We start from the raw sequence: 26328 nt of genomic DNA, 5'->3' as shown, positions 1-26328 counted from the left end.
GGAGGAGCGCGCGCATGGCTGGAATCCCCGCCGGGCGGCTGTCGATCGAGATCGTCGCCGAGATTGCGCGGCTGCAGTCGGATCTCGACAAGGCGAAGCGGGCGGTGAAGGCCGCGTCGGGCGATATCGCGGCGTCGGCACGGTCGGCGAACGACAATCTGGCAGGCATGTCGAAGGGTATGGCCGCGACGGCACCGAGTGCGAAAGCGGCGGCGTTCGGGATGCGGAACCTTGCCTTTCAGGCGCAGGATCTGGGGGTGCAGCTTGCCTCCGCCGCCGGCAGCTCCGATCCGTTGCGCATGGCGTTCATGGCGTTCGTACAGCAGGGTCCGCAGATACGCGATGCCTTCAACCAAACGGGCAAGAGCGTGATCGGGCTGATCACCGGCTTCCTCAGCGCGCACCCGTTGCTGGTCGCCCTGACGGTGGCGGCGGGCGTCGCCGCTGCGGCGTTCAAGCTGTTCCAAGGCGAGATCAACAAGTCCGCCGAGCTGGACAAATATGCGGCCTCGCTTGGCCTGACCAAAGAGGAAATGGGGAAGCTGACCGATGTCGGCGTTACCGCAGGCGACATGTTCAAGGGCCTGTGGCGGACGATCGACCAGGGGCTCGGCGCCGGCCGGATCTTCAGCACGATCAAGAGCTGGGCCGTAGATGCGTTCAAGACAGCCCTCGAATGGGTAAATAATTTCGCTGCGGGCGCTTGGGCTGCGTTCATGGGAACCGGCAAGGCAGTGATCGCGCTGGGAACCGCCGCAAAACAGGCGCTGTCGGGCGACTTCGCGGGCGCGCTGGCGACGGTCAAGGCGATCCCCGATGGCTATGTGAGCGCCTTCGGGCAGGCGAAGAAGGCGATGTCAGGGTTCTACGCCGACTGGAGAAGCAACTCGATCGCCGTGGCGAAGGAGCGGATCTCGGGCCAAGCCGCCAAGCTGATCGACGATCGCACGGAAAAGAAACTCAAAGACGAGGCCAAGGAAAAGGGTTCGCTGCTGGGCGATATACTGTCAGGCGCGTTCCTGGGGCAAATGACCGTCGATCTGGACAAGAAGCTCAATGTCAAGGTCGAGTGGGGCGGCCCCACCGATCTGGGCGAGCAGATGAAGGCGATCAACGACGTCCGGGAGGGGGTGCAGCGGCTCGCCGACTATGATCTGCAGGTGTTGCATGACCAGCTCGAGCTGACAGCGGACCTGGCCGGCTCGCTGGGCGACAGCCTGTCCGAGGCCTTCGGCAAGGGAGGTCGGGCGCTCGGGGACATGGTCAAGATCCTCGGCGAATATGGCGTGCGGCAGCAGGAGATCGACAAGACCGCCGGCAGCGCGGCCGAGCGCCAGAAGCGCAGCAGCGATCTCCAGCTGACATCGCTGATCGGCCTGACGGGCGCGGCCAAGGGGTTCTTCAAGGAGCATAGCGCGGGCTACAAGGCGATGGCGGCGGCTGAGAAGGCGCTGACGATCGTGCAACTGGCGCGAACCGCGATCGACGTTGCCGGCGGCGCGGCGCGCATGTTTGCCACGCTCGGCCCGTACGCCTTTCCGGCGGTGGCGGCGATGCTCGGCGTCATGGCATCGCTCGGCTTCGGCGGTGGCGGTGGCGGCGCCAAGCTACCGCAGTCCAATGAGGGCAAGGGCACGGTCTTCGGCGACAGCGACGCCAAGAGCGAGAGCCTCAAACGCTCGGTCGACTTCCTGGCGGACATCGATGGCGAGACGCTGGTCTTCACGCGCCAGATGGCGGCGAGCCTGAAGAATATCGAGAGCCAGATCGGCGGGGTCACGAACCTCGTCCTGCGCAACGGGCTCGACGATGTCGCCGGGAAGATGAATGTGCAGACGGGGTTCAAGACGAGCTTTCTTGGCAAAGCCCTGGGCGGCGGCCCAGGTGGCCTCGTTGGTGCGATGGCAGGTTCGTTACTGCTCGGCCCGCTGGGCGCACTCCTCGGGAACGTTGTCGGCAACCTGTTCAGCAAGGTGATCTACAAGATCCCAGTCATCGGCGACATCCTCGGCGGTATCGGCAAGGTCATCGGCTCGCTGTTCGGGACCAAGAAGACCGTCGTCGGGTCGGGCATCTATGGCGGCCCGCAGTCGCTGGGGTCAATCGACGAGATGGGTTTCGCCGGGCAGACCTTCGCGGACATCAAGTCCACGAAGAAGTTCTTCGGCATCAAAGCCGGCAGCAAATATTCGACGCAATATGGCGCTCTGGCCGATGATATCTCCAACCAGTTCGGGCTGCTGCTGACCAGTTTCGGCGACGCGATCAAGCTTGCCGCTGGACCGCTCGGCATCGATCTCGATGCGATCACCGGAAAGCTGGACAGCTTCGTGGTGGACATCGGCAAGATCAACCTCGACGGCCTGACCGGCGACGAGATCCAGGAGAAGCTGGAAGCCGTGTTCGGGGCGCAGGCCGACAAGATGGCGCAATATGCCGTGGCCGGGCTGGAGAAGTTCCAGCAGGTCGGCGAGGGCTATTTCGAGACGCTGATCCGGGTGGCCTCGACGGTCGAGGCGGTCGCCAGCTCGCTGGATCAGCTCGGTCTTTCGGCGACCTCGCTCGGCACCGATGCGAGCATGGCGATTGCCGGTTTCTTCGGCAGCGTCTCCGATTATCAAAGCGCGGCCGGCGCCTATTTCCAGACCTTCTACTCGGACGCCGAGCAGGCGGCGGCGAAGACGGCGCAGCTGGGCAAGGTGTTCGACTCGCTCGGCATCGCCATGCCGGACAGCATCGCCAGTTTCCGCGCACTGGTGGAGGCCCAGGATCTGACGACGGCGTCCGGGCAGCAGATGTACGCGGCCCTGCTCCAGCTGGCGCCGGCCTTCGCCGAAATCACCAGCGGCGCCCGAAACGCGGCCTCGGCGGCGTCGATCCTGCGCGAGCGCAATGATCTGGAGCGCCAAATGCTCGAACTGAACGGGGACACGGCGAAGCTGCGCGAACTGGACCTCGCCGCGGTCGACCCGAGCAACCGGGCGCTGCTGGCCCAGATACAGGCGCGGCAGGACGAGATCGCGGCCGAGCAGGCGGCGCAGCAGGCGGCCGAACAGGCTCGGCAGGCTGCCGAGCAGGCGGCGGCCGAGGCGGCGGCGACGGCACAGCGGCTCGTCGATGCCTGGCACTCGGTGGGCGACGCGATCATGGACGAGGTCCGCCGCATCCGGGGCGAACTCGCGCCCGGCGGCCAGAGCTATGCCAGCCTTCAGAAGCAGTTCCAAACGGCCACCGATGCCGCGCGCGGCGGGAATATCGATGCGGCCAAGCTGCTGCCGGGGCTGTCGCAGGCGCTGCTCGACGCTGCGACCGCGGCGGCGACGGATGGGCGGATGCTGCAGCGGATCAAGGCGATCACGGCGGCGAGCCTGGAGCGGACCTATGGCGTGATAGCGGGGTCCATTCCGGGGTTCGCGGATGGCGGCATGCATGCCGGCGGCCTGCGCGTCGTCGGGGAGAATGGCCCGGAGCTGGAAGCGACCGGGCCGAGCAGGATCTGGAATGCAGACCAGATCGCCGCGGCGGTCGCCGGTTCAGCGGACCCGGGCGCGATCGGGCAGGCGGTGGCGCTGGCGCTGCGGCCCTATCTGTTCGAGATCGCCAAGAACACGCTGACAAGCTCGAAGCTCGCGGACAAGTGGGACGGCGAGGGCCTGCCGCCGGAAAGAGACGCGGCATGAGGGTGATCCCCCCAGTCTCGGTTGTGCATGGCACGCCCGGCGTCGACACGATCATGACCTCGACCAATGTGCCCGAGGATGATGCGACGGCCTGGACCGCCGGCACCTATGTCAAAGGTACGGTGCGGATGTACGGTCACCGGGTCTATGAGGTGGTCGCGGACCCATCGACTACGGACAGGCCTGACATCGGCGCTGCGGCCGATGTGGCGACCTGGCAGGATCTGGGCCTGACCAATCGCTGGAAGATGCATGACGGGGCGATCGGCCTGCAGACGGTGCGCGCCGGCACGATCGAAGTGTCCTACACGCCCGGCGAGATCATCAACACGCTTTGCGCCTTCGGCTTGTCGGGTTCGTCCGTCCGGGTGACGGTGACATCGGCTTCGGACGGCACCGTGTTTGACGAGCCGGTATCTCTTCAGGACAACAGCCTGATCGTCGATGGCTACAGCTATTGCTTCAACCCGATCATCTATCTCGACGAGGCGACCTTCGTCGACCTGCCGCCCTATGGCGACGCGACGATCGAGGTGGTGATCGACGCGGGTGCGGAGACGGCCCGGTGCGGCGAGCTGGTGCTGGGCCGACATGTAATGATCGGCGGGGCGCTGTTCGGCACATCGGTCGGCATCCAGTCCTATTCGGTCAAGACCGAGGATGCCTTCGGGGCGATCCGGATCGCGCCACGGGGATATGTCGACAAGGTCGAATATGCCCTCGCGATACCGACGCCGCAGGTTGCCGGGATCAAGCGATTCCTGGCGTCAATGCGAGACACGCCGATGGTCTTCATCGGCGATCCGGCCCGGCGCGAGACCGTCGTCTATGGCTATTATCCCGATCTGAACGTCGTGCTTTCCGATCAGGCGATATCCAGCTGCAACCTAGAAGTTCGAGGACTCGTCTGATGACCTATCCCACGATCACGCCCTTTACGACCACGCCGTCGCGATCGGCGAGCCCGTCGACCTTCTCGGCCGACATGGATCAGTTCCTGAGCGAGATGACGTCACGAGTACTGCAGCAGAATGCTGCCGGCGAATATATCGATGATATCGCCGCCGACGTGGCGGCCGATGCCGCCACTGCAGCAGTTGCGGCAGCGTCGGCCGTCGCGGCGAGCGGGGCGGCGATCTGGGTGACGGGCACGACCTATGCGATCGGCGACGTTCGCTGGTCGCCGGTCGATTATAAGAGCTATCGGCGCAAGACGAACGGGGCGGGCTCGATCGATCCGTCGGCCGACAGCACGAATTGGGCGCTGCTCGCCGGGCAAGGCGATGTCAGCCTGACAGGTACGCAGACGCTCACGCACAAGACGCTGTCGGGCGTGATCTTCGACGGCACGCCGACCGAGGATATCTATACGATTCCCGATGGCGGTTCGGTCGATATCGACCCGGCAAATGGCTCGATCCAGTTCTGGACGCTGGGCGCGAACCGCACGCCCACCGCCACGAACCTGGCGAACGGGCAGAGCGTCGAGCTGCTGATCGCAGACGGAACCGCCTATTCGGTGACATGGTCGACGATCGGCGTAGTCTGGCTCGACACGATCGCGCCGACGCTTCCGACCAGCGGCTATGCGCGCGTCCTGCTCAGCAAGTCCGGCGGCGTGGTGCGGGGTGCGTGGATCGGGAATTACGCGTCATGAGCCGGGCGCTCGCAGCGGCGGGGTCGGGCGTGCGCGCGAGCATCCTGCTGGTCGGCGGCGGTGGTGGCGGCGGCAATTCGACGGGAACGGCGGCCGGCGGTGGCGGTGGCGGCGGCGATGTCTCCGCCGTGTCGCGCCGGCTATTCAGGGGCGTTTCCTACACGGTCACGATCGGGGCCGGTGGCGCGGCGAACACGGCCGGCGACGCATCATCGGTGGTCGGAACCGGCGTCTCGGACAGCGCGAGCGGTGGCGGCGCGGGCGGCAACGCCAATGCGGCGGGTGGTGCGGGCGCCAATGGCGGCGGCGGCGGCTATTCGACGGGCGCGGCCGGAACAGGAACCGGCTTCAACGGCGCGGCGGCCGGCAGCAGCAATGGCGGCGGCGGCGGCGGCGACAGCCAGGCCGGCGGCAACACAGCGTCCGACCCGAAAGGCGGGGCCGGCACGGCGAGCAGCATCAGCGGCGGATCGGTCACCTATGGCGGCGGCGGCGGCGGCGGCGGCAATATTGTCTCCGGCTCGCTGGTGCAGGGCGGCGCCGGCGGGTCTGGCGGCGGCGGCGCAGGCGGCGGCCTCTCTCCCGGCAGTGGCGGCGGCAACCCCTCGGCCGGTACAGCGAATCGCGGCGGTGGCGGTGGCGGCGCAGGCGGTACGGCCAGCGGTGGGTTGACCGGCGGCGCCGGCGGATCGGGCGTGGTGATCATCGCCTATCCAGGCGCGCAGCGCGCGACCGGCGGCACGATCACGGCGTCGGGCGGCTTCACCATCCACACATTCACCAGCAGCGGCACTTTCACGCCCAACTGAGCGGGGTTCCAGCAATGTCGAGCTATATCCGGGTCGCCGATGGCGGGCCGTTCTATCCCTATGCCCCGGATCAGCTGCGCGGCGACCATCCCGACACGTCGTTCCCGGCGGATATTCCCGACGAACGGCTTGCCGACTGGGGCGTCTATCCGGTCGCGCCGCTGGCCGCGCCGGACACCGCGGCCGGCGAGGTGGCGGAGGAAGCCGCGCCCGCGCTGATCGATGGCGTCTGGACCCAGCAATGGGCGATCCGGGCGCGCACGGGCGACGAGTTCGAGCAGGTCAAGGCGGCGGCCTGGGCGCAGGCGAAGATCCGCCGCGACCAAGCGGTGGATGGCGGATGCGCGGTGGCGGGGGTGGGGACGTTCGACAGCGATCCGCTGTCCCGATCCAACATCAACGGGGCGGTCACCGGTGCGCTGATCGCGCAGATGGCGGCGCAGCCCTTCGCGGTGAACTGGAAGCTGGCGGACAATGTGATCGTCTCGCTCGACGCGACCGAGATGATCGCGGCCGGGATGGCCGTGATGGCGCATGTTGCGGCGTGCCATGCCAACGCCCAGGCGATCGGCACCGCGATCGCGACGGCGGCCGACTTCGCCGCACTCGATGCGATCGACATCGGGGCCGGGTGGCCGTGAGCGACCCGGGGGGCATATCGACATCGGAGGCCGGCGGGCTGATCGGCGGGGCCGTGACCGTGTTGGGCATGATCGGCGCCGGCATCGCCTGGCTGTTCGGCCGCCGCGATGTGGCGAAGCGCACCCGGGAGCAGAAGCTGGATGCGTACCAGCTTGAGCTTGAAGAGAAGGAGCGGCGGCTCGACGAGGGGCGCACGGCCTATACGACGCGCCTCGAACAGCGGCTTGCCGAAGTGGAGGCCAAGGAACATGCGCGCGAGGCGCAGGACGCCGCGCGGGACCTGCAGATGCGGGCGCTGCGGATCGCCTTCGAGCTGGTGTCGTCGGCGCTCCGCACCTCCGACCCGCACAATCCGGCGCTGGGCCTGGCTCAGGACGTGATCCGATCGGCCTTCCCGATCAGTCCGGCATCGCCCGCCGACATGGTGGGCCAGCTCGTCGCCATCGAGACAGCAACAGGGGAAAAATCATGACCGCAAGCCTATCATGGATGGCCTATGCGCTCGGCCTGATCGGGGTGCGCGAGGTGCCGGGGCCGGCCAACAGCGCGACGATCGCGAGCTGGCTGAAGGGCCTGAAGGCGTGGTGGACCGACGATGCCACGCCCTGGTGCGGCGTGTTCGTCGCGCATGTCCTGCAGAAGGCGGAGCAGCCCCTGCCGAAGCACTGGTACCGCGCCAAGGGCTGGCTGGAGTGGGGGCAGCCCTGCCAGCTGGCCTATGGCGCCGTCGCGATCCTCGACCGGGCCGGCGGGGGGCATGTGTTCTTCGTCACCAAGGTTTCGATGAACCATGTCTGGGGCATCGGCGGCAACCAGGGCGACCGGGTGTGCGAAGCGAAGTTCGAGCGATCCCGGATCATCGGCTGCCGCTGGCCCGCCGGGGAGCCGAAGCCCGCGCCGCTGGCGCTGGTCGCCGATGCGGGCGGCCCGATTTCGACCAACGAAGCCTGACCGAAGATCCACCAAGGAGACAGACGATGAAGATCAGCCTGAAGAAGCTCGGCCGCTGGGCGCTGGGGCGCGCGAAGGAAGGCAGCACCTATGTGGGGCTGGCGATCGTGGCCGGGGCGGTGGGCCTGCCGAAGGCGGCGGGCACGATCACGGCGCTGGGCGAGGCCGCCCAGGCGATGGGGCTGGCGTCGCCGGCCGGCGCCGCGACCGGCGCGGGCATCGCCGCGGCCGTGGCCGCCAAGGTGATCGGCGTCGGCCTGGCCGCCGCGAGCACCAAGCCGCACGACGCCGCCTGAGCGCGCGAACCGACACCGAACAGGGAGACTGATATGACGGCTCTGGTATTGCAGCCGGCGGGCATGGTGCCCTCCCAGGCGATGGCGTTCGGCACGCTCGATGGCCCCGCCACACAGGTGGATGCGAGCAATCCGCTGCCCGTGTCGGGTGCGCCGGTGGGGATCACCGCCTCCGCCAGCTTCACGCCGGTTGCTGGCGTCTATTCGGCGAACGACATCATATCGGTGGCGCAGGAGTTCGTGTTCACCTTTGCCGATGGCCGGGCGATCCCGAGCGGGTCGCTGATCCGGATACTCGACGTCATCATCAAGATCGACCAGACGGCGTTGCAGGCGAGCGAGGGCGCCTATGCGCTGCAATGCTACAGCGCGACGCCGCCGAGCGGGCAGCTCGACAATGCGGCGTGGTCTTTGGCGTCTGCCGATCTTTCCGTTTACCGGGACGTGATCAACATCGGGACGCCGGTCGATCTCGGCGCCGCGTGCTACCTAAAAACCAGGGTGGACGCAGAGATCAAGCTGACCGGCACCAGCCTGTTCGGCGAACTGCAGACATTGGCGGGGTTCACACTGAACGCCGCCGCGCGTCAGATCTTGCTTTATGGGATCGTTCTCTGATGCATCCCTCGGTCCGCGCAACAGTGTTTGGAAAGCGGCGAACCTTATCAAGCGCCAAGCGCGTCCTCTTCATCGGCGACAGTCAGATGGCGGGGCGGGGCACGGGTGGTGGCTCCGTGAATATGGACGGCGCCCGTGCTCTTGCGATCCCGACGAAGACCCGCGACGCGCTGATCACGGCAGGCTATCCGGCATCATCGGAGAGCTTTTCCCAAGCGAATAATACCGGCGGGACGCTGGACCTGTACGACCCGCGCGTGGTCATGAATAGTTGGTCGGTTACGGGCGCCGGGCTTGGGTTGTGCGGCCTCTTGCTAACGAAAACTGCCGGGGATGGATCTACCTCCCTGCGCTTTACGCCCTCCAGCCCCGTCGACACGTTCGAGGTTTGGACCCCGCGCAACACCTACGGCACGATGGGAGTCAACATCGACGGCGGGTCATCGACAACTATCGACGAGAACGGCGCGTCGACGTTCCTCAAGACGACCTTTACGACCACGCTCGGCACACATGAACTCCGCGTCGGGGGCTCCGCGATTACCGGGACCGTTTACCTCAACACAGTCGTTGCCTACAATTCGGCGGCCAAGGATTTCCGCCTGATCAACATGGGGACGCGCAACTGGTCGACGACTGACTGGATTGTCGCGGATCAGCCTTGGCGGCCTCTTACCGGCATCCCGTTCATGGTCGGAAGCGGCGATATCGCCATAATCATGCTTGGCGTGAACGACTTCCGGACTGGAGGGCCGCTGAACAGTCTCGCGACGTTCAAGGCCAACATGCAGACGATCATCACCAAGTGCGTGACGGCGGGCGCGTCTGTTGGGCTTGTCCTCCCCATGCCCGTCGACACAGCGCGAGAGGGTAGCTTCACGCAGGCGGAAATGTTGACGGCTTATCGAGAGCTTGCCGCCATGAATGCGTGTCCGTTCTTGAACACGAATAGCTATCTTGGCACGTGGGCTGACGGCAACGCAGCCAGCCAGACAACGGACGACCTGCACTGGAAGGCCGCCGCATCAGCGACTATGGGAGCGCCCGTCGCTGCTATGATCCGTGGCCTTGCCGGGGTGGCTTGATACCGCACCGCAGCATTTTCATTGATCCGAAAGAGATTGCCATCTAGTTTGAGGTATGGGGTGGCTCACTAAAACGGAAACGCTTGAGGCGGCAATCGAGCGGACGCACGCGCGGTCACGCGGCTTCGATTATCTCCGAATCGGGCTCGCGCTGGCGGTAGTGCTCTGGCACTCTACGCGCGTTTCCTATCCGGGCATGGCAATGGAGGGCTGGTATCGCCCGCTGTTCGGGCTGGTGCTCCCGATGTTCTTCGCGCTCAGTGGGTATCTGGTGAGCGGCAGTCTCATGCGGGTGCGCTCCATCCATGAGTTTGTTGCCCTGCGCGCGATGCGGATCATCCCGGCGCTGGCGGTCGACACCTTCATCGCGATCATGGTGATCGGCGCGCTGTTCACAACTTTCCCGCTGCATGATTATTTCACGTCGCATAAGACGTGGCGATATCTGCTGAACATCGTGGGCGACATCCACTTCTACCTGCCCGGCGTGTTCAAGGACAACCCTAAGCCGGGGATGGTGAACGCATCGCTGTGGACGATCCCGTTCGAGCTGGAATGCTATCTGGCAATCATCCTTCTGCGCCTCACCGGGGTCATCAAGTCACTCAAGGCGCTGATCATCACGACGGCGGTCTTGCAGGTGCTGGTTCCGATCCTCGACCATTTCAGCCATGAGAGCCTCAGCGACATCAAGGCGGTGCCGGGCCGCGTTCTGGTGCTCGCGTTCCTCTATGGGGTGATCCTCTATTTTGGCCGCGCGCGGGTGGTGCTGAGCTTCCCGCTGTTTGCGGCGGCGCTGGTGGTTGGTGGGCTCTGCATGATGTTCGGACAGGCTGCCTATTTCGTGGGCCTGCCTGCCGCATATGCCGCGGTCTATCTCGGCATGCTCGACCCGCCCAAAATCCCGGTCCTGATGGACGGGGACTATAGCTATGGAGTCTATCTCTACAGCTATCCGATCCAGCAGGCAGTCACGCACATGCTGCCCAGCGCATATCGGGAATGGTGGATCAACATTGCGTTGACGCTGCCGCTTGTCGGGGTCTGCGCGGCGTTCTCATGGCATGTGATCGAAAAGCCGATCCTGTCTAAGCGCAAGGAGATCATCGGCGCGCTCGATCGGTGGGCGGCTACCCTTAAGCGTCGTCCCGCCTTGGGTGGTTAGCCCAATCGCCGGGGGAATGGCGTTCGAGATCTTCGTGCAGTTCAGTGCACTCGCGATCGCGCATGCACAGGAATCCTGCGATCAGCCAGGCAACGAATGCAATCCAACCTAGTATGAATGGGATTTCACTTGCGGCCGCGATGGTGTCGGCGATGGTCAGTAGGTCAGGCATCGTTCGTCCATGAGCTTGCGAAGATGGTCAGCCAGTGGCCCCTGGCCGCGCTCGACCTTGTAGCGGTTGATTAGCTCTTCATTGCTCATGTGGCAAATGCAGGCGTCCATCAGATAGGCGCGCGCCGGCACGAAGCCGCAGATCCTGCATATCCTCTCCATGGATTCGGTGTAGCACGGGAACCTTAACGAGTCTCGCTAGCATGCGGCGTCGTTCGAGCCCCTGTTATATTGCTGAGCCCGCGATACTCTCCGCTGAAGATTCGGGGGGGTGAACATGCGGGAATTGGCAATGCTGAATTGGGAGCCACTCAAGCCCGACGCAAATGGCTTTTACCATTTGAGGGTCGTTGGAACGCGATCGGGCCGTGATGCCAACAGACGGCAGAGCGCTATCAAAATGCTCTCCAGCGGCACTCGGCTAACACTCGTGCGAGAGCCTAGAAACCGGTACGACAAGAATGCGATTGCGGTCGCAACGGCAGATGGGTTGATCCTTGGCTATATCCCGGCCGCGCGCGCCGCTCGGCTCGCCGGTGGCATGGACAGCGGTAGAACCCTCGATGTGTTTGTTACCGTCGACGGAGATGCTGAAGCATACTTGGCAGGCCTTTGGATAAAGCTGCGCGAGCGCCATCCGACCGATGATGCAAGGCCTTAGCGTCAGCGTTGAGCGAGATCAGAGTGCTGCGCGAGGCGCGACGTCTTGCGCGCGATCGATCCGGCCGGCGGCCGACTTCCTCTTGCGCCGCTGCCGAAAGCCTGTATTTCGGCCCCGAGGGCGGTTAGCTCAGTTGGTAGAGCATCTCGTTTACACCGAGAGGGTCGGCGGTTCGAGCCCGTCACCGCCCACCAGATGCACGGGGCCGTCGTGCCCCTCGGCCGGCAAGCCGCTTCGTAGCTTCAGGTACAGTTCGTCCAGATTATCGACACGGTAAGGCTCCAAGCGGTTGCCATCCTCGACAAAGTAGATCTTCCCGCATTTATTGAAGCGCGAGGCTGGTATCAGGTACAGTCGGTCGACCGTCCGGTTCGATGTATCCATAAGCCCAACCAAAATAGCCCCGACCGCTGGCGTCGTACGCACCGAAAACCGCCAGAATGATTCCGACGAGGCGACATATCGGCAGACGGTAACGGCAAGCAGCAAATGGTCGTCCACCCGAAGTAGCTTCGAGCCACGCACCTGACGGACGCGAGCTCCCGCGGAGCGGAGCGCCGTGCGTGTTTGCTCGAACAGGTCGACCGCCTGGCGGACCAGGCCCCGGCCAACGGAGACGTGAGCAAACTGGCCGCTGTCGAATCCGACGAGCCGGTAGATCGCAGAGAGTGGGCCAAAGCGTTTTCGATATGTCGAGAGCGAGGGGACGTCTTTACAGCCTTGGATGACAACCGCGGAGAGCTTGCCTTCCCGCTCCAAGAGCAGGCGCAGGCCCGCAATCATCTCTTCATCCTCATATCTGCGCTCGATTCGCCCTCGTACTCGCTGCGCTCGATTGAATAGCTGGCGGGTAATAATCGGCGTGAAGGCGCCCTCGCAGCGAACCCACTGCTCTCGGTCATTCCTGCGCGACCCGGCGCGGAGCTTGCTCGAAACCTGATTGAACACGTTGGTGCCGATATAGCGTTCGGACTGCAGGACGCGATTGATCATGTGGCGGCTCCAGGCTTCGCCCGTGGGACCCGTAATGCCCTCAGAATTGAGGATGCGAGCTATCTCATAGTCCCGCAAAAGTTTGTCCGCCGACATTCGGAAGATGCGGCGAACCGTCTTCAACTCATGCTCCGGGCCGGGAACCAGGGCGACCCGATCGCTCCGCAAGCTTTTGATTTGCCCGGGGCCAAGCTCACCCTTTGAATTGCCGTGCTCGTCGAACAGCATACGACGCATTGCATAGGGCGGGCGACCGCCCATCTTGTGCCCCTTGGCGGCAAGTCGACACTGGGCCGCGAAGACCTTGTCAGACAGATCGCGGCTGAACTCACCGGCCATCGCACGTCGAAGGTTTTTAATTATCGTGCTGGCCAGGCTGCCATCGTTCTCAAACATCTCTGCACAGTAGTGAACCCGCACGCCGGCACTGCGGCAGATAAACTCATAATGCGCGCTCTCGTCGGTGTCCTGAAAGCGGCCCCACCGACTGACGTCGTAAATGAGAATAGCCTCGAAATCTCGGTCTTGGGCTAGGACATCGGTTAGAAGCTGCTGCAATGCCAAGCGCCCCTTGAGGTGCAGGCCGCTCCGCCCTTCGTCGGCATAGGTTCGAACGATCTCGAAGCCGTTGACGAGGGCGTAGCTTGCGATCTTCAGGGCCTGGTTTTCGATCGAATAAACCTGCTTTTCGGTCGACATCCGCACATATTGTACGGCTCGTATAATGGGCCGGGTCGGTGGCATGCCTTCTCCCCCATCTGCTCGAACCCACTTTATTATACCCCGAAACGGAGCGCTTTCACCTTTGCTAGGATGGCCGCGTTGGCATGGCCTGAGATTTCAGGTCAGCTGCGCTGCGTCGATCCACTCGGCGAGCTCGGCGCGTGGCCCGATCCCCCCTAACACCCAAAGAAGGATGCTCTGATCCCGCCTGCCTTTCGCCGGAATGGAGGCGATGGGCTTCCAGTGGATCATTTGCCCTGCCTTATCATATGCACGAAGTCTCCTGACCGGAGCGCCGCCGCCAGGAAATGAACGGCCGTCTCGCCCTGGGCAACTATGACGTTGCGCACTCGGGCCATCTGCTCGCCGATGCGCGTGCTGTGGAATCGCTTCACCTCGATCGAGATGTCGAAATCCGGCAGGTAGAAATCGAGCATCGAGCCGGTCTCGGCTTCAAGATCTGTTTGATAGGATATCCCACCATCGATCAGCGCCTTCTCAACGATCAATTCCATCGGGTCGCGCGATCGCGGCGTGGCTGCTGGCGCAACGGCGCGAACGCTGCGGATTGCCGCGGCAGTGCGGGGCGTCACCTCGGCGACGCCCCGCTCCAACTGGCCGATGAAGTCCCGGCTGAGACCGGCGCGAGCGGCGAAATCCGCTTGTGAAAGCCGAAGCGCCTTCCGGCGTGCCCTGATCTCCGATCCGTCCATTGCCTTCTCCGTTCCAGTCGGCGGAAGTTGGGGAGCGGCGTGGAACCCGCTCCCCCTTCATTCACCCGATGCTGATATCAAGGGCAACGTGGAGCTTGACCTTGATTTTGCTCAGCTTCCGGATGAACTTGAAGAGGGTTTTCACCATCTTCGGTCCTTCCGTTTACCGGACCGAACCATCCGGCCCGGTGAGCTTCTTATACGCACTAGGTGCGTAATCCGCAAGAGGAAAACGCACTCAGTGCGTATTTATTTCACTGTGCGACGCTTTCGGTTGGCGTGGAAGAAGCCGGTGACCTCGCGTTCCCACGACTTGGGCGGCGGGCGCTTGGTCGGGATCAGGAGAACATCGTGGCGAGTGCCGTCGTGCCGGTTGCGCCTGCAGCGGAATCGCGGCGGCATCTCATCGAGGCGTATCGACCAGCCCTTGCGTTCGAACTCCGCCCATAGGCCCGACCACACATCCACGGCCCGAGCGCAGCCATAACACCAGACCCTTAGATCGAGCCCGGCTTCGTCGAGGTCCCGGAGGGTTTTGTAACGCACGGGATTACGCAATTCCTTTCCCCGTCGATAGGCGGGGGCCGGGGCGCGCCAACGCCCCAAGCCGGTGGATCACGCCACCATGTCTCCAAGCGGCCACTTGGTCGCATCCCGCCGTCCGAGCCCGGACAGCGGAACGAATATGGAACATAGGACATGGAGTCGAGTCTGCTTTTCGAGGATTTCGTTACGTCCACTCACCCGGCGGCCGGGTATATCGGCGGCAAGCGCCGCCTTGCCCGCCCAATCACGCGGGCGATCGACAGGGTGCCGCACCACACCTATGCGGAGGCGTTCATCGGTATGGGCGGCGTGTTCCTCCGTCGCGGGCGCAGGGCGCCGGCCGAGGTGATCAACGACTGGTCAGAGGACGTGGCGACCTTCTTTCGCATCCTGCAGCGGCATTATGTCGCGTTTCTGGACATGCTCCGCTTTCAGCTCACGACGCGATCGGGCTTCGAGAAGCTGGTGCGCGTCGATCCCTCGACCATGACCGATCTCGAACGCTCGGCGCGCTTCCTCTATCTCCAGCGGCTGGCGTTCGGCGGGAAGGTGGCGCAACGCAATTTCGGGGTGTCTCCTGGGCAGCCGGGCCAGTTCGATGTGACGAAGCTCGGCCCCCTGCTCGAATCGATTCACGAAAGGCTGGCCGGTGTCGTGATCGAGCGGCTGGACTGGCGTGACTTCATCGGTCGCTACGATCGCCCGGAGACGCTGTTCTATCTCGATCCGCCTTATTACGGATCAGAGGGCGACTATGGCCGCGAGCTGTTCGACCGTGCGCAGTTTCCGGTCATGGCCGAGACGCTGCGCGCGATCGGCGGCACCTTCCTCCTCAGCATCAACGACCATCCCGAGATCCGCCGGATCTTCGACGGCTTCGCGATGGCTGAGCTGCAGCTGATCTATTCGATCGGCGGAGGTGGGAATGAGGTTGACGCCCGCGAGCTGGTGATCACCAACCTTCCGGCCGAGCGGCTGGCGGCGCTATTTCCTGCCTGATTAGCAGGCGCAGTGTAGCAAGTAATGGCAGAGCAGGCGCCATGGCAGCACGGCAGCGGCTTGCAGGGCGTAGACCGCCATAAAGACGTAGGGAACGGCGGCTTCCACCTGGTGGAACGGACGATGCCTTTCACCCGACCCTTTCGGGTCCAAGTGCGCCCATTCCTCCTGATATGGCTGTTCTACCAATCTGCCTTCGACTGCGGTGATCACCTTGAACTTCGCGCCGTTAAGGGTCTTGTAGCTGAGGATATTCATGATCCACAGGATGCATATGGCAATCCCCGCAATGGAGATCACCACGATGTTTCTGGCACCAGGGCCAAGCGTTCCAAGAAACGCTGAGCCCCCGACAAGCAAGGTATTCACTGACAAATAGAAGCTGTTGGCGGATTGTCTCCGCTGGCTGACGCGATCAGCCATTTCGACCAGGAGTTTGTATATCTCAAGACGTTCGGCGGCCCGAGCCTCGAACCCACGCTCTGGTTCCGAAGCTGTCATAGGCTCCGCAGGAAGCCGGAGATGTTTTCCCACGACCAGTCCATAATCCGCACTCCATTGAGCGCTGGCGGAAGAACGAGAGGGCGCTGATCGCGTGTCGCGTGTAATCCGACCAGGGGGATTTTTTCCTCACGCGCAGTAGCAATTTCATAGAGCTGGCCGCTGGCTTGCGCGGTGTTCCGGCTCACAATGGCGATCATGCCGTCACAACCTCGAATGCGGGATCTGCATTGGTTTTTCCAGTCTGTTGCCCAAGGCTGCTTTACGGACATGTCGGTCCACTGGAACGGTGAGTTCTGGTTGCGCATTTGACCAACGACCAAATCTCGCACCGTTTGATCCTCAATTGCGAAGGCGATGAATACGCGATGATGCTTTGCCATTCCTGCCCCTTTCGATTCGTTGAATTTGCAGATCGCCTCGGCGACGGCAAATTGATTCCGTACCGAAACGGATATGTGAACTCCGCTGACGCGGCGCAAACCGGTGCTCCTCTGTTCAGGGTGAACAGAGGAGCCGGGATTTCCGGGTAAAATGCGAGATCAGGCGGGATCAGCTGCGGCGGAAAACCTATGAAAAACAATGTCGCTGGATACAGGCCAGTGGTTTGTGGTACCGGAGGTTGCGGGTTCAATCCCCGTCGATCGCCCCATTTTTTTCTCGCTGCGCCGTTCAGTGCTGGCCATCAACTGCGAATAATATTATTGCGCTCGCCTATAATCTAATTTCGCGAGAGTGGCATGACGGCTCCCTGGACCTACCCCGATTTCGACGACCACGAAGGCCTGCATCTGTTTCGCGATGCGGCTTCCGGCCTGACGGCGGTGATCGCGCTCCATTCGACCCATCTCGGCCCAGGCGCGGGCGGGACGCGGTTCTGGCATTATGCCGATCCTGCCGACGCGATAACCGACGCATTGCGGCTGTCGCGAGGCATGAGCTTCAAGAATGCGATGGCTGGCTTGCCGATGGGCGGCGGCAAGGGCGTGATCCTCGCCGATGCGCTGCGCACCAAGACGCCGGAGATGTTGGCAGCCTTCGGCCGCGCGATCGATTCGCTGGGCGGCCGATATGTCACCGCCGAGGATGTCGGAATGAGCGACGCCGACATGGTTGCGATCTCGCAGACGACCAAGCATGTCTCGGGCCTGCCCGTCGAGGCGGGCAGTGCCGGCGGCGACCCTGGGCCGACCACCGCACAGGGCGTGTATCTCGGCGTCCGCGCCGCGATCGCGCGGGCGCTGGGCAAGAATAGCGCGGCCGGCGTGCATGTCGCGATCCAGGGCGTCGGCAGCGTCGGCGGCGGGCTGGCCAGGCTGCTGGCGAAGGATGGCGCGCGGCTCACCCTCGCCGATGCCGACGTCAAGCGCGCCAAGGCGCTGGCGGCCGAACTCGGCGCAACCGCGATCGGCGCCGGCGAGATCCTGACGGTCGAGGCGGACGTGCTCAGCCCGTGCGCGCTGGGCGCGATTCTCGATGAACGCTCAATCGCCGCCCTGCAGGTGCCGGTGGTGGCGGGTGGCGCGAACAACCAGCTCGCCACGCCGGCCGATGCCGACCGCATCCATGCCCGCGGCATCCTCTATGCGCCCGACTATGTGATCAACGCCGGCGGCATCATCAATGTCGCGCTCGAATATCTGGGGCAGGGCGACCGCGCCGAGGTGAACGCGCGCGTCGCAAAGATCCCGGAACGGCTTGACCAGATCTGGGCCGAGAGCGCGGCGGCGGACCTGCCGGCGGCGGTCGTGGCCGACCGGATGGCGATGAAGCTGATCGGACGGGGCTGATCCAGGGGCCATTGCGGTCTACGCGATTGGCCCTTATTCCCCACCCTCCGTGCATATCTTCGCCAACCCCGCCCGTTTCCTGTCGATCGCGCGCCCGCTGACGCCCTGGCTCGGCTGGGTTGGCGCGGTGCTGATCGTCGCAGCGCTTTTTGCAGGCCTGTTCGTCACACCGCGCGACTATCTGCAGGGCGAGAGCGTGCGGATCATGTACGTCCATGTCCCGGCCGCCTGGCTGGGGATGGCGGGATGGTCGGGCATCGCGACGGCGAGCCTGATGCAGTTGATCTGGCGCCATCCGCTGGCCGCCGTCGCGGCGCGGGCGATCGCCGTGCCGGGCGCGCTGTTCGCCGCGATCTGCCTGGTGACCGGCTCGATCTGGGGACGGCCGACCTGGGGTGCCTGGTGGGAATGGGACGGCCGGCTGACCTCGATGCTGGTGCTGTTCTTCCTCTATCTCGCCTATATCGCGCTGGCTTCGGCCGGCGCGGAGCGCGGCAGCAACGATCGCATCTCGGCGATCTTCGGGGTGGTCGGCGCCGCCAACATTCCGGTAATCCATTATTCGGTCGAATGGTGGCGCACGCTGCACCAGGGGCAGAGCATCGGCCTGAGCGGATCGACCATCGACGGTTCGATCCTGTGGCCGCTGCCGATCGCCACGCTCGGCTTCAGCCTGTTGTTCGGGGCGATCGTGCTGATGCGGATGCGCGCCCTGCTGGCGCAGGCCAAGGTGGTGGCGCGGCTCAAGCGGATGACCGCAGAATGATCCAGAGATCCTGATGAACCACTGGCCCTTCATTATCGCGGCCTATGCGATCACCATCATCGGTACGCTCGCCATCGCCGTGGCGAGCTATGCCGGCATGCGCCGCGCCGAGCGGCAGGCCGACGCGCTGACCCGGCGCGACTGATGGCGGTCAAGGCCAAGAACCAGCGGCTGATCCTGGCCCTGCTCGCGATCGTCGCGATCGTCGGTGCGGCGCTGCTCGCCATGTCGGCGCTCAAGGACCAGGCCGCCTATTTCTATACGCCGTCCGACGCGAAGCGCGACCATGTCGAGCCCGGCCGCGCGGTTCGGCTGGGCGGGATGGTGCAGAAGGGATCGATCAAGCGACAGCCCGATGGCGTCACCATCGATTTCATCGTCACCGACAATGTCGAAACCGTGCCCGTCCGTTTCACCGGGATCGTCCCCGACCTGTTCAAGGAGGATTCGGGCGTGGTGGCGGAGGGCAGCTTCCAGGCCGACGGCGGCTTCGTCGCGACCAATATCCTCGCCAAGCATGACGAGCGCTACATGCCGCCGCAGGTGGCCGGCGAGATGCACAAGACCGAGAGCCTGGAACCGCAGAGCGACCAGCAGAAGGGGCAGAAGTGATCGCCGAAGCGGGATTGGCCGCCTTGTGGCTGGCCGCGGCGCTGGCCGCGCTGCAACTCGTGCTCGGCGCGATGGGGGTGGCGAGCGGGCGCAGCGACCTGCTCGCTGCGGTGCGGCCGATCGCGCTGGTGCAGGCGGGGCTGACCGCCGTCGCCTTCCTGACGCTGATCTGGCTGTTCGTGGCGGTCGACCTGTCGGTGGCGCTGGTCGCGGCCAACGACGCCTCGACCAAGCCGCTGCTGTATAAATTCGCCGGCACCTGGGGAAACCACGAAGGCTCGATGCTGATGTGGGTGACGATCCTCGCCGTGGCGGGCGGCGCGGTCGCGCTGTTCGAGCGGCGGCTCAACGAGCGGACGCTGATCGCCACGCTGGCGGCGCAGGCGGCGATCGGCCTCGGCTTCTACGCCTTCCTGCTGTTCGCCTCGAACCCGTTCGCGCGGTTGAACCCGGCGCCGATCGAAGGGCAGGGGCTCAATCCGCTGCTTCAGGACCCGGGCCTCGCCTTCCATCCGCCGACGCTCTACCTCGGCTATGTCGGCCTGTCGGTGGCCTTCTCCTTCGCGGTCGGCGCATTGGTGACGCGCGATGTCGGCGCGGCGTTCGCGCGGGCAATGCGGCCCTGGGTGCTCGGCGCCTGGATATTGCTGACCCTCGGCATCACCGCCGGCAGCTATTGGGCCTATTATGAGCTGGGCTGGGGCGGCTGGTGGTTCTGGGACCCGGTCGAGAACGCCTCGCTGATGCCATGGCTCGCCGCCACCGCCCTGCTCCATTCGGTGACGGTGCTCGCCACCCGCGAAGGCCTGCGCGCCTGGACGGTGATGCTGGCGGTGGTCGCCTTCTCGATGTCGATGGTCGGCACCTTCCTTGTCCGCTCGGGCATCCTCACCAGCGTCCACGCCTTCGCGGTGGACCCGCGGCGCGGCTCGTTCATCCTCGCGCTGCTCGCCATCTATATCGGCGGGGCGCTGGCGCTGTTCGCGCTGCGCGTCGGCACGGTGCGCGAGGGATCGCGCTTCGATGCGGTCAGCCGGGAAGGATCGCTGGTCATCAACAACCTGCTGCTCTCGGCCATTTTGGGCATCGTCCTCGTCGGCACGCTCTATCCGCTGGTTGCCGAGGCCGTGACCGGCGAGAAGCTGTCGGTGGGGCCGCCTTATTTCAACAGCGCCGCCGGGCCGCTCGCGCTGATCCTGGTGCTGGTGATGTCGGCCGGGCCGATCATGAAGTGGCGGCGCGACGACCTGAAGCTCACCCTGATGCGGCTGGCGCCCGCCCTGTTGCTGTCCGCGCTGGCGCTGTTTGGGCTGGTGCTGCTGTCGCCCGGCATCCGCATCCTGCCGCTGCTCGGGCTGGTGGCCGCCGCGGGCGTGGCGCTCGCCAGCCTCGCGCCGCTGTGGAAGCGCAACCTGCGCCGGACGCCGCTCTATATATATGGCATGGTGGTCGCGCATCTCGGCATCGCCGTCGCGCTGGCCGGGATGGCCTCCGAAAGCGCGTTCAACCAGGAGACGCTGGTCGCCGCCCGCGTCGGCGAGGTCCACGGCGTCGGGCCCTATACGATCCGGCTCGACGGCGTCGAACCCGTCGCCGGCCCGAACTATACCGCGATCGCGGCGACCGTGACCGCGCAGCGCGGCGACAACAGGCCGTTCACGCTGCATCCCGAGACCCGCAACTTCCCCTCGCCGCAAACCGAGACCAATGAGGCGGCGATCACCACCGTGCTCGATGGACAGCTATATGTCGTCGTCGGGAAGTCCGACGATGATGGCCGCTGGCAGCTGCGGCTGTGGTGGAAGCCGTTCGTCACCCTGATCTGGCTGGGCGGCGCGCTGGTCGGATTCGGCGGCTTCCTGTCACTGATCGGCCGGGTTCGCCGCGAGATACGGCACGCGCCGCCGCGGGCCTATATATGAGGAAGCTGCTCATCTGGCTGCCGCTGGGGCTGTTCCTCGTCTTCCTCGGCGTGTTCGCGGGCGGCCTGATCAGCCCGGAGAGCAAGACGATCCCCTCCAAGCTCGTCGGCAAGACGATGCCGGGTTTCACGCTGCCCGCCGCATTGCCGGGCAAGCCGGGGCTGAGCAGCGCCGAACTCGCCACTGGCGAGCCCCATCTCGTCAATGTCTTCGCCAGCTGGTGCGTGCCGTGCATCGCCGAGGCGCCGCAGCTCAAACAGCTCGCCGACGCGGGCGCGCCGATCTACGGCATCGCCATCCGCGACCGCGCCGAGGACCTGTCGCGCTTCCTGCAGCGCAACGGCGATCCTTATCGGGCGATCGGCGGCGACGCCAACAGCAGCGTGCAGATCGCGCTTGGCTCGTCGGGCGTGCCGGAAACCTTCCTGGTCGACGGCAGGGGGATCATCCGGATGCAGCATATCGGCGACATCAAACCCGAGGACGTGCCCGGCATGATGTCGGCGCTGGCGGCCGCCCGATGAGCAAAAAAGGCCTCCGTTTGTCCCGAGCCCTTCGGTTGCCTGCAAGGCAGGCGCTCAGGACAGGCTTCGGCCTTCGGCCGAAATCGAGTGACGTTGCGTCGCGATACGTGTCTCGACTTCGCTCGACACGAACGGCGTTGGCATTGGGAATCGGGCTCATCCTCGCCTCTCCACTCTTCGCCGACTCGCTGATGCCGGCCGCCAAATATGCGAACGAGCAGCTTCCGGATCGGGCGCAGGAGGCCAAGGCCAAGGCGCTGATGGAGACGATCCGCTGCCTCGTCTGCCAGGGCCAGTCGATTGCCGATTCGGAGGCCGAGATGGCGGGCGACATGCGCGCGCTGATCCGCACCCGCATCGAAGCGGGCGAGAAGCCCGAGGCGATCCGCGCATGGCTGATCGAGCGCTATGGCGACTGGGTCAGCTACACGCCGCCGCTCGATTCGCTGACCTGGCCGCTCTATGCGCTACCGGTCATATTTCTTGCCCTCGGCCTGTGGATCGTGAGCGGGCGGCTGAAGCGCCGGAGGAAAAGCTGATGGGCTGGCTGATTTTCCTGTTCATGGCGCTGGTCGTCGCGGGGCTGCTGTGGCGCTTCGGCCGGCTTCCCAAGGGCGGCATCGAGCTGGTGGCGGCCGCGCTGTTCCTCGCCGTCGCAGGCTATGCATGGCAGGGCAGTCCTGGCCTCTCCGGCAAGCCGACACCCGCGCCCGCCGAGGTGAGGACGCCCGACAACGAGGCCGCCGTTGAACGCCAGAAGATGTTCAGCAAGATCGGCAGCGACGCGGACGTGCTGCGCAGCGCCGATGGCCTGCAGAGCCAGGGCCTCACCCTCTATGCCATCGCCATCATCAAGAACGGCCTCGAGAAGCGGCCCCAGAGCGCGGACCTCTGGGTCGGGCTGGGCAACGAGCTGGTGATCCACAGCGGCGGAATGATGTCTCCGGCTGCCCAGCTCGCCTTCCAGCGCGCCGAGGCGATCGCGCCGGATCATCCGGGGCCGCCTTTCTTCATGGGCCTGGCCTATGCCCAGGCCGGCCAGCTCGACAGGGCCGAGACGGTCTGGCGCGGATTGCTCGACCGCAGCCCCGCCAACGCTTCGTGGCGGCCCGAACTCGAACAGCGGCTGCTCGAGATCGAGCGCATGAAGCAGATGGGGCAGTAGGCGTAAGCCGCGACGCCGGGGGCGGAGAAGCAGGGCGGGAGCCGGATGCCGCTATGGCCAGGAAGAAGATATATCTGACGGCGAGGCTGCCGGACGGCACCGTCAAGACGATCGGGCCCACGGCGATCGAATTCACCCATTATTGGCGGATCGTCGCGACGCTGGGCAATGGGAAGACCGAAGTCTTCTGGGGGCACAGCAAGTCGCTCGCCGAGGCGAAGAAGAAGCGGAGCGCTACGGCCGATGCCGCCGTGAATCGCGGCTGGACCGGCTATGATGTCGACATCGTCGAGCTGGAGAGCAGTTCCGCGCCGCCGGCGAACTGAGGGGCTGGTCGGCGGGGCGAACGTCGCAGAGCGAGCCGCCTGCGCCCCGAGAAACAGCGTCTCTTCCGGCCTGTGTTGCGGCCCCGGGGAACAAATGCTAGTTGCCCGCCGCTATGCGCCGATGGGGGGAACCAGGGCGCTCCACATGGGCATTGTTCACACATGAAGTCCACTCTCGCATGACCAGCGGCACGCCAGCCGACGCAGAGGGGACGCCTGTCTCTCCGGTGCCGGCCGTCCCTGGCCATGGCAGCATGGGGGCCATGGTGGTGGGCGCCATCGGCGTGGTGTTCGGCGATATCGGCACCAGCCCGCTCTATGCGTTTCGCGAGACGTTCGCGGGCCATCACCCGCTGCCGCCCGACCAGCTTCACATCCTCGGCGTGCTCAGCCTGATCTTCTGGTCGATGATGCTGGTGGTGACGTTCAAATATGTCGCGATCATCATGCGCGCCGACAACAAGGGCGAGGGCGGCAGCCTGGCGCTGCTCGCGCTGATCAACCGCAAGTCCGAAGGCCGGCGATGGAGCAAGGGCATCGTCCTGCTCGGCGTGTTCGCCACCGCGCTGTTCTACGGCGACAGCATGATAACCCCGGCGATCTCGGTGTTGTCGGCGGTCGAGGGCCTCACCACGGTCGAGGCTGCATTTGCGCCGATGGTGGCGCCGCTCGCTGTTGGGATCCTGATCTGCCTGTTCATGATCCAGGCGCGGGGCACCGCCAAGGTGGGCTTGCTGTTCGGCCCGATCATGCTGGTATATTTCACCGTGCTGGGCGTGCTCGGCGTGTGGCATATCCTGGGCAATCCGCATGTCCTGATCGCGCTGAACCCCTGGTACGCCGTCCAGTTCTTCCTCCAGGAAGGTCGTATGGCGTTCCTGGCGATGGGCTCGGTGGTGCTGGCGGTCACCGGCGCCGAGGCGCTCTATGCCGATATGGGGCATTTCGGGCGCAAGCCGATCGGACTGTCCTGGCTGGTGTTCGTGCTGCCGGCGCTGATGCTCAACTATCTCGGCCAGGGCGCGATGATCCTGTCGCAGGACATGGCGACGGCGCTGCACACCATCCACAATCCCTTCTTCCTGCTCGCCCCCGAGATGTTCCGGCTGCCGCTGGTGATCCTGGCGACGATGGCCACGGTGATCGCCAGCCAGGCGGTGATCTCGGGCGCCTTCTCGGTCACCCAGCAGGCGATCCAGCTCGGCTTCATCCCGCGCCTGCGAATCACCCACACCAGCGCCGGCTCGATCGGCCAGATCTACATCCCGGCGATCAACTGGGGCCTGATGGTGATGGTGATCCTGCTGGTCATCTCCTTCCGCACCTCGTCGAACCTCGCCGCGGCCTATGGAATCGCGGTGACCGGCGCGATGGCGATCGACACGTGCCTTATCGCCGTGGTGTTGATCCACCTGTGGGGATGGAACAAGTGGCTCGCGGCGCCGCTGATCGCGATATTCGGATTGGTCGATCTCGCTTATTTCGGCGCCAACCTGACCAAGGTGCCCGACGGCGGCTGGTTCCCGCTGCTGATCGGCTTCATCGCCTTCACCATGTTGACGACCTGGGCGCGTGGCCGGGCGCTGATGATCGATCGGCTGCGCGAGGCGGCGATGCCGGTCAAGGTGTTCGTGCAGTCGGCGGTGAACTCGGCGGTGCGGGTGCCGGGCACGGCGGTGTTCATGACCTCGCAGGCCCAGGGCGTGCCGCACGCGCTGCTCCACAATCTCAAGCACAACAAGGTGCTGCACGAGCGGGTCATCCTGCTCACCGTCAGGATCGCAGACGTCCCCTATGTCGTCTCCACCCAGCGTATGGAGTTCACCGATCTCGGCCAGGGCTTTTACCGGATGGTGATCAACTACGGCTTCATGGAGGACCCCGACGTGCCGGCGGTGCTCGCCCGCACCAAGAGCTGCGGTGCCGACTTCAAGATGATGGATACGAGCTTCTTCCTGGCGCGGCAGACATTGCTGGCGTCGGCGCGGCCCGGCATGGCGATCTGGCGCGAGAAGCTGTTCGCCTGGATGCTGCGCAACGCGGAGAGCGCGATGGAGTTCTTCAAGCTGCCCACCAACCGCGTGGTCGAGCTGGGCAGCCAGGTGGAAATCTAGGAATTTTACAATCTGTGATCTTTGCAACAGCGGCCTGCCCGCCACGTTGCTAGGCGCGGATCATGAGCAAGAAGATCGACACCATCCCCCTCGACGACATCGCAGTGCGGCTCGCGGCTGGCGCCGGCCAGGCGTGGAGCGCCATGAGCGAGTTCCCCGGCTATGCCCGCACGATATGGCGTGATGAAGCGCGCCTCCAGGTGCTCGCGCAGAAACCCGATTCGGTCATCGAATGCCTGCCGGCGAGCTGGGACGGCCGCGAGGGCATGTGCTTCGTCAAGATGGTCAGCGCCGCCTGAGCTGGGCCCGAGCGCAAGACATCCGCATTTCCAGGCGCCCTTCGAAGAGGCGTGATACATAGCCGCATGCCTGGTTCTGCCAACGCCCCCATCATTGTCACCGCCGTGATCGGTCCCGAGGATTTCGCCTGGGCCGACGGGCTGCGCCGGGCGCATTTTCCCGCCGAGCGCAACCAGGTGCCGGCGCACCTGATCCTGTTCCACCACCTGCCGCCGTCTTCGCTCGACTCGCTGAAGCACGTCGTCGCTTCGGAGCTTCGCGCGGCGAGGCCGCCCGCGGCGCGGATCACGCGGCTGCTGTCGCTCGGGCGGGGCGTGGCGCTGGGCATCGACAGTCCCGGCCTGGCGGCGATCCGCGCGCGTATCGCCGAGGCTATGCATGGCCAGCTGACCCCGCAGGACCAGGCCGCCTGGCGGCCGCATATCACCGTCCAGAACAAGGTGGCGCCCAGCGAGGCGCGTGCACTGCTCCAGGCGCTGCGTGCGGAGTTCGAGCCGCGCCCGATCAAGCTGACCGGGCTGGCCGCCTGTTGGTATCGCGGCGGCCCCTGGGAGCCGATCGCCGAGTGGCGATTTCGCGGCTGATCGAGCTTTGCGCCG

31 protein-coding genes, 1 tRNA gene and 1 pseudogene are annotated in these 26328 nt (G+C 65.1%); 27 read left to right on the top strand and 6 right to left on the bottom strand.

The window, feature by feature from the left end; translation table 11 throughout:
• Positions 1-14 precede the first annotated feature (14 nt).
• From AC1DPF_RS07480 to AC1DPF_RS07430, 11 genes are all read left to right on the top strand, one after another.
• Entirely contained in the window at positions 15-3680 is a 3666-nt protein-coding gene (locus AC1DPF_RS07480) for a phage tail length tape measure family protein (protein WP_477960475.1), read from the top strand.
• Positions 3677-4591, top strand: coding sequence for a hypothetical protein (locus AC1DPF_RS07475; protein ID WP_477960473.1), 915 nt, complete (start codon positions 3677-3679; stop codon positions 4589-4591). The genes AC1DPF_RS07480 and AC1DPF_RS07475 overlap by 4 nt, the downstream gene beginning before the upstream one ends.
• A complete protein-coding gene (locus AC1DPF_RS07470) occupies positions 4591-5337 on the top strand; it encodes a hypothetical protein (RefSeq protein ID WP_477960471.1) in 747 nt (248 codons plus the stop codon). Before AC1DPF_RS07475 ends, AC1DPF_RS07470 begins: the two co-directional genes overlap by 1 nt.
• Positions 5334-6146, top strand: coding sequence for a glycine-rich domain-containing protein (locus AC1DPF_RS07465; RefSeq protein WP_477960469.1), 813 nt, complete (start codon positions 5334-5336; stop codon positions 6144-6146). The genes AC1DPF_RS07470 and AC1DPF_RS07465 overlap by 4 nt, the downstream gene beginning before the upstream one ends.
• A 14-nt stretch (positions 6147-6160) precedes the next feature.
• Positions 6161-6787 carry a DUF4376 domain-containing protein gene (locus tag AC1DPF_RS07460; protein ID WP_477960467.1) on the top strand — a complete coding sequence of 209 codons (627 nt, stop codon included), beginning with the start codon at positions 6161-6163 and terminating at the stop codon, positions 6785-6787.
• Positions 6788-6855: 68 nt separating this feature from the next.
• The gene (locus tag AC1DPF_RS07455) at positions 6856-7260 is read left to right on the top strand and encodes a hypothetical protein (RefSeq protein WP_477960465.1); all 405 of its coding nucleotides are present in this window, start codon (positions 6856-6858) and stop codon (positions 7258-7260) included.
• Positions 7257-7739 carry a TIGR02594 family protein gene (locus AC1DPF_RS07450; protein ID WP_477960463.1) on the top strand — a complete coding sequence of 161 codons (483 nt, stop codon included), beginning with the start codon at positions 7257-7259 and terminating at the stop codon, positions 7737-7739. The genes AC1DPF_RS07455 and AC1DPF_RS07450 overlap by 4 nt, the downstream gene beginning before the upstream one ends.
• Before the next feature lie 26 nt (positions 7740-7765).
• Positions 7766-8035: a hypothetical protein gene (locus AC1DPF_RS07445; RefSeq protein ID WP_477960461.1), complete on the top strand. Its 270-nt coding sequence runs from the start codon at positions 7766-7768 to the stop codon at positions 8033-8035.
• A gap of 33 nt (positions 8036-8068) precedes the next feature.
• The gene (locus tag AC1DPF_RS07440; RefSeq protein ID WP_477960459.1) at positions 8069-8653 is read left to right on the top strand and encodes a hypothetical protein; all 585 of its coding nucleotides are present in this window, start codon (positions 8069-8071) and stop codon (positions 8651-8653) included.
• Positions 8653-9738 carry an SGNH/GDSL hydrolase family protein gene (locus AC1DPF_RS07435; RefSeq protein WP_477960457.1) on the top strand — a complete coding sequence of 362 codons (1086 nt, stop codon included), beginning with the start codon at positions 8653-8655 and terminating at the stop codon, positions 9736-9738. The genes AC1DPF_RS07440 and AC1DPF_RS07435 overlap by 1 nt, the downstream gene beginning before the upstream one ends.
• Positions 9739-9793: 55 nt before the next feature.
• Positions 9794-10903 carry an acyltransferase family protein gene (locus AC1DPF_RS07430; protein WP_477960455.1) on the top strand — a complete coding sequence of 370 codons (1110 nt, stop codon included), beginning with the start codon at positions 9794-9796 and terminating at the stop codon, positions 10901-10903.
• A gap of 156 nt (positions 10904-11059) precedes the next feature.
• Here AC1DPF_RS07430 and AC1DPF_RS07425 read toward each other — a convergent pair whose 3' ends face one another.
• On the bottom strand, positions 11060-11206 hold the full coding sequence (locus AC1DPF_RS07425) for a hypothetical protein (RefSeq protein WP_477960453.1): 147 nt from the start codon (positions 11204-11206) through the stop codon (positions 11060-11062).
• Positions 11207-11351: 145 nt separating this feature from the next.
• On the opposite strand from AC1DPF_RS07425, the gene AC1DPF_RS07420 reads away from it, so the two are divergent.
• From AC1DPF_RS07420 to AC1DPF_RS07410, 3 genes are all read left to right on the top strand, one after another.
• On the top strand, positions 11352-11735 hold the full coding sequence (locus AC1DPF_RS07420; protein WP_477960451.1) for an HIRAN domain-containing protein: 384 nt from the start codon (positions 11352-11354) through the stop codon (positions 11733-11735).
• A 118-nt stretch (positions 11736-11853) separates the two neighbouring features.
• Positions 11854-11929, top strand: a tRNA-Val gene (locus AC1DPF_RS07415).
• Positions 11930-12302: 373 nt separating this feature from the next.
• Positions 12303-12578, top strand: coding sequence for a hypothetical protein (locus AC1DPF_RS07410; RefSeq protein WP_477960449.1), 276 nt, complete (start codon positions 12303-12305; stop codon positions 12576-12578).
• 36 nt (positions 12579-12614) lie between these two features.
• Here AC1DPF_RS07410 and AC1DPF_RS07405 read toward each other — a convergent pair.
• From AC1DPF_RS07405 to AC1DPF_RS07395, 3 genes and pseudogenes are all read right to left on the bottom strand, one after another.
• Positions 12615-13472 (bottom strand): annotated as a pseudogene (locus AC1DPF_RS07405) (recombinase family protein); the annotation flags it as partial.
• 227 nt (positions 13473-13699) lie between these two features.
• Entirely contained in the window at positions 13700-14164 is a 465-nt protein-coding gene (locus tag AC1DPF_RS07400) for a helix-turn-helix domain-containing protein (protein WP_477960447.1), read from the bottom strand.
• A 249-nt stretch (positions 14165-14413) separates the two neighbouring features.
• Positions 14414-14710, bottom strand: coding sequence for a hypothetical protein (locus AC1DPF_RS07395; protein ID WP_477960445.1), 297 nt, complete (start codon positions 14708-14710; stop codon positions 14414-14416).
• 153 nt (positions 14711-14863) lie between these two features.
• Here AC1DPF_RS07395 and AC1DPF_RS07390 point away from each other — a divergent pair, with 153 nt between their 5' ends.
• Positions 14864-15709 carry a DNA adenine methylase gene (locus AC1DPF_RS07390; RefSeq protein WP_477960443.1) on the top strand — a complete coding sequence of 282 codons (846 nt, stop codon included), beginning with the start codon at positions 14864-14866 and terminating at the stop codon, positions 15707-15709.
• Here AC1DPF_RS07390 and AC1DPF_RS07385 read toward each other — a convergent pair whose 3' ends face one another.
• Together AC1DPF_RS07385 and AC1DPF_RS07380 are read right to left on the bottom strand one after the other, a co-directional pair.
• Positions 15710-16210: a RipA family octameric membrane protein gene (locus AC1DPF_RS07385; RefSeq protein ID WP_477960441.1), complete on the bottom strand. Its 501-nt coding sequence runs from the start codon at positions 16208-16210 to the stop codon at positions 15710-15712.
• Entirely contained in the window at positions 16207-16692 is a 486-nt protein-coding gene (locus AC1DPF_RS07380; RefSeq protein WP_477960439.1) for a TIR domain-containing protein, read from the bottom strand. The genes AC1DPF_RS07385 and AC1DPF_RS07380 overlap by 4 nt, the downstream gene beginning before the upstream one ends.
• A gap of 258 nt (positions 16693-16950) precedes the next feature.
• Between AC1DPF_RS07380 and AC1DPF_RS07375 the strand changes: the two genes are divergently transcribed.
• The 12 genes from AC1DPF_RS07375 (at position 16951) to AC1DPF_RS07320 (ending at position 26313) form a co-directional block, all read left to right on the top strand.
• The gene (locus AC1DPF_RS07375) at positions 16951-18000 is read left to right on the top strand and encodes a Glu/Leu/Phe/Val family dehydrogenase (RefSeq protein WP_477960437.1); all 1050 of its coding nucleotides are present in this window, start codon (positions 16951-16953) and stop codon (positions 17998-18000) included.
• Between the two features lie 49 nt (positions 18001-18049).
• On the top strand, positions 18050-18766 hold the full coding sequence (gene ccmC / locus AC1DPF_RS07370) for a heme ABC transporter permease CcmC (protein WP_477869023.1): 717 nt from the start codon (positions 18050-18052) through the stop codon (positions 18764-18766).
• Between the two features lie 13 nt (positions 18767-18779).
• Positions 18780-18911: a heme exporter protein CcmD gene (gene ccmD / locus AC1DPF_RS07365; protein ID WP_477869025.1), complete on the top strand. Its 132-nt coding sequence runs from the start codon at positions 18780-18782 to the stop codon at positions 18909-18911.
• Positions 18911-19378, top strand: a complete 468-nt coding sequence (ccmE, locus tag AC1DPF_RS07360) for a cytochrome c maturation protein CcmE (protein ID WP_477960435.1) — start codon at positions 18911-18913, stop codon at positions 19376-19378. The genes ccmD and ccmE overlap by 1 nt, the downstream gene beginning before the upstream one ends.
• Positions 19375-21300: a heme lyase CcmF/NrfE family subunit gene (locus tag AC1DPF_RS07355; protein WP_477960433.1), complete on the top strand. Its 1926-nt coding sequence runs from the start codon at positions 19375-19377 to the stop codon at positions 21298-21300. Before ccmE ends, AC1DPF_RS07355 begins: the two co-directional genes overlap by 4 nt.
• Entirely contained in the window at positions 21297-21824 is a 528-nt protein-coding gene (locus AC1DPF_RS07350; RefSeq protein ID WP_477960431.1) for a DsbE family thiol:disulfide interchange protein, read from the top strand. The genes AC1DPF_RS07355 and AC1DPF_RS07350 overlap by 4 nt, the downstream gene beginning before the upstream one ends.
• 191 nt (positions 21825-22015) lie before the next feature.
• On the top strand, positions 22016-22363 hold the full coding sequence (locus AC1DPF_RS07345; RefSeq protein WP_477869276.1) for a cytochrome c-type biogenesis protein: 348 nt from the start codon (positions 22016-22018) through the stop codon (positions 22361-22363).
• Positions 22363-22989: a tetratricopeptide repeat protein gene (locus AC1DPF_RS07340; protein WP_477869033.1), complete on the top strand. Its 627-nt coding sequence runs from the start codon at positions 22363-22365 to the stop codon at positions 22987-22989. The genes AC1DPF_RS07345 and AC1DPF_RS07340 overlap by 1 nt, the downstream gene beginning before the upstream one ends.
• A 53-nt stretch (positions 22990-23042) precedes the next feature.
• Positions 23043-23315 carry a hypothetical protein gene (locus AC1DPF_RS07335; protein WP_477869035.1) on the top strand — a complete coding sequence of 91 codons (273 nt, stop codon included), beginning with the start codon at positions 23043-23045 and terminating at the stop codon, positions 23313-23315.
• A 254-nt stretch (positions 23316-23569) separates the two neighbouring features.
• Positions 23570-25429 carry a potassium transporter Kup gene (locus AC1DPF_RS07330; protein ID WP_477960654.1) on the top strand — a complete coding sequence of 620 codons (1860 nt, stop codon included), beginning with the start codon at positions 23570-23572 and terminating at the stop codon, positions 25427-25429.
• 62 nt (positions 25430-25491) lie between these two features.
• Positions 25492-25728 (top strand): hypothetical protein, encoded by a 237-nt coding sequence (locus AC1DPF_RS07325; protein WP_477960429.1) that lies wholly within the window; start codon positions 25492-25494, stop codon positions 25726-25728.
• A 66-nt stretch (positions 25729-25794) separates the two neighbouring features.
• Positions 25795-26313: a 2'-5' RNA ligase family protein gene (locus AC1DPF_RS07320; RefSeq protein WP_477960427.1), complete on the top strand. Its 519-nt coding sequence runs from the start codon at positions 25795-25797 to the stop codon at positions 26311-26313.
• Positions 26314-26328: the final 15 nt, after the last annotated feature.

The organism is Rhizorhabdus sp. P4_G6, from assembly GCF_056401045.1.
The sequence above is the reverse complement of the archived record's forward strand: the minus strand, read 5'-3'. Positions and strand labels throughout refer to the sequence as shown.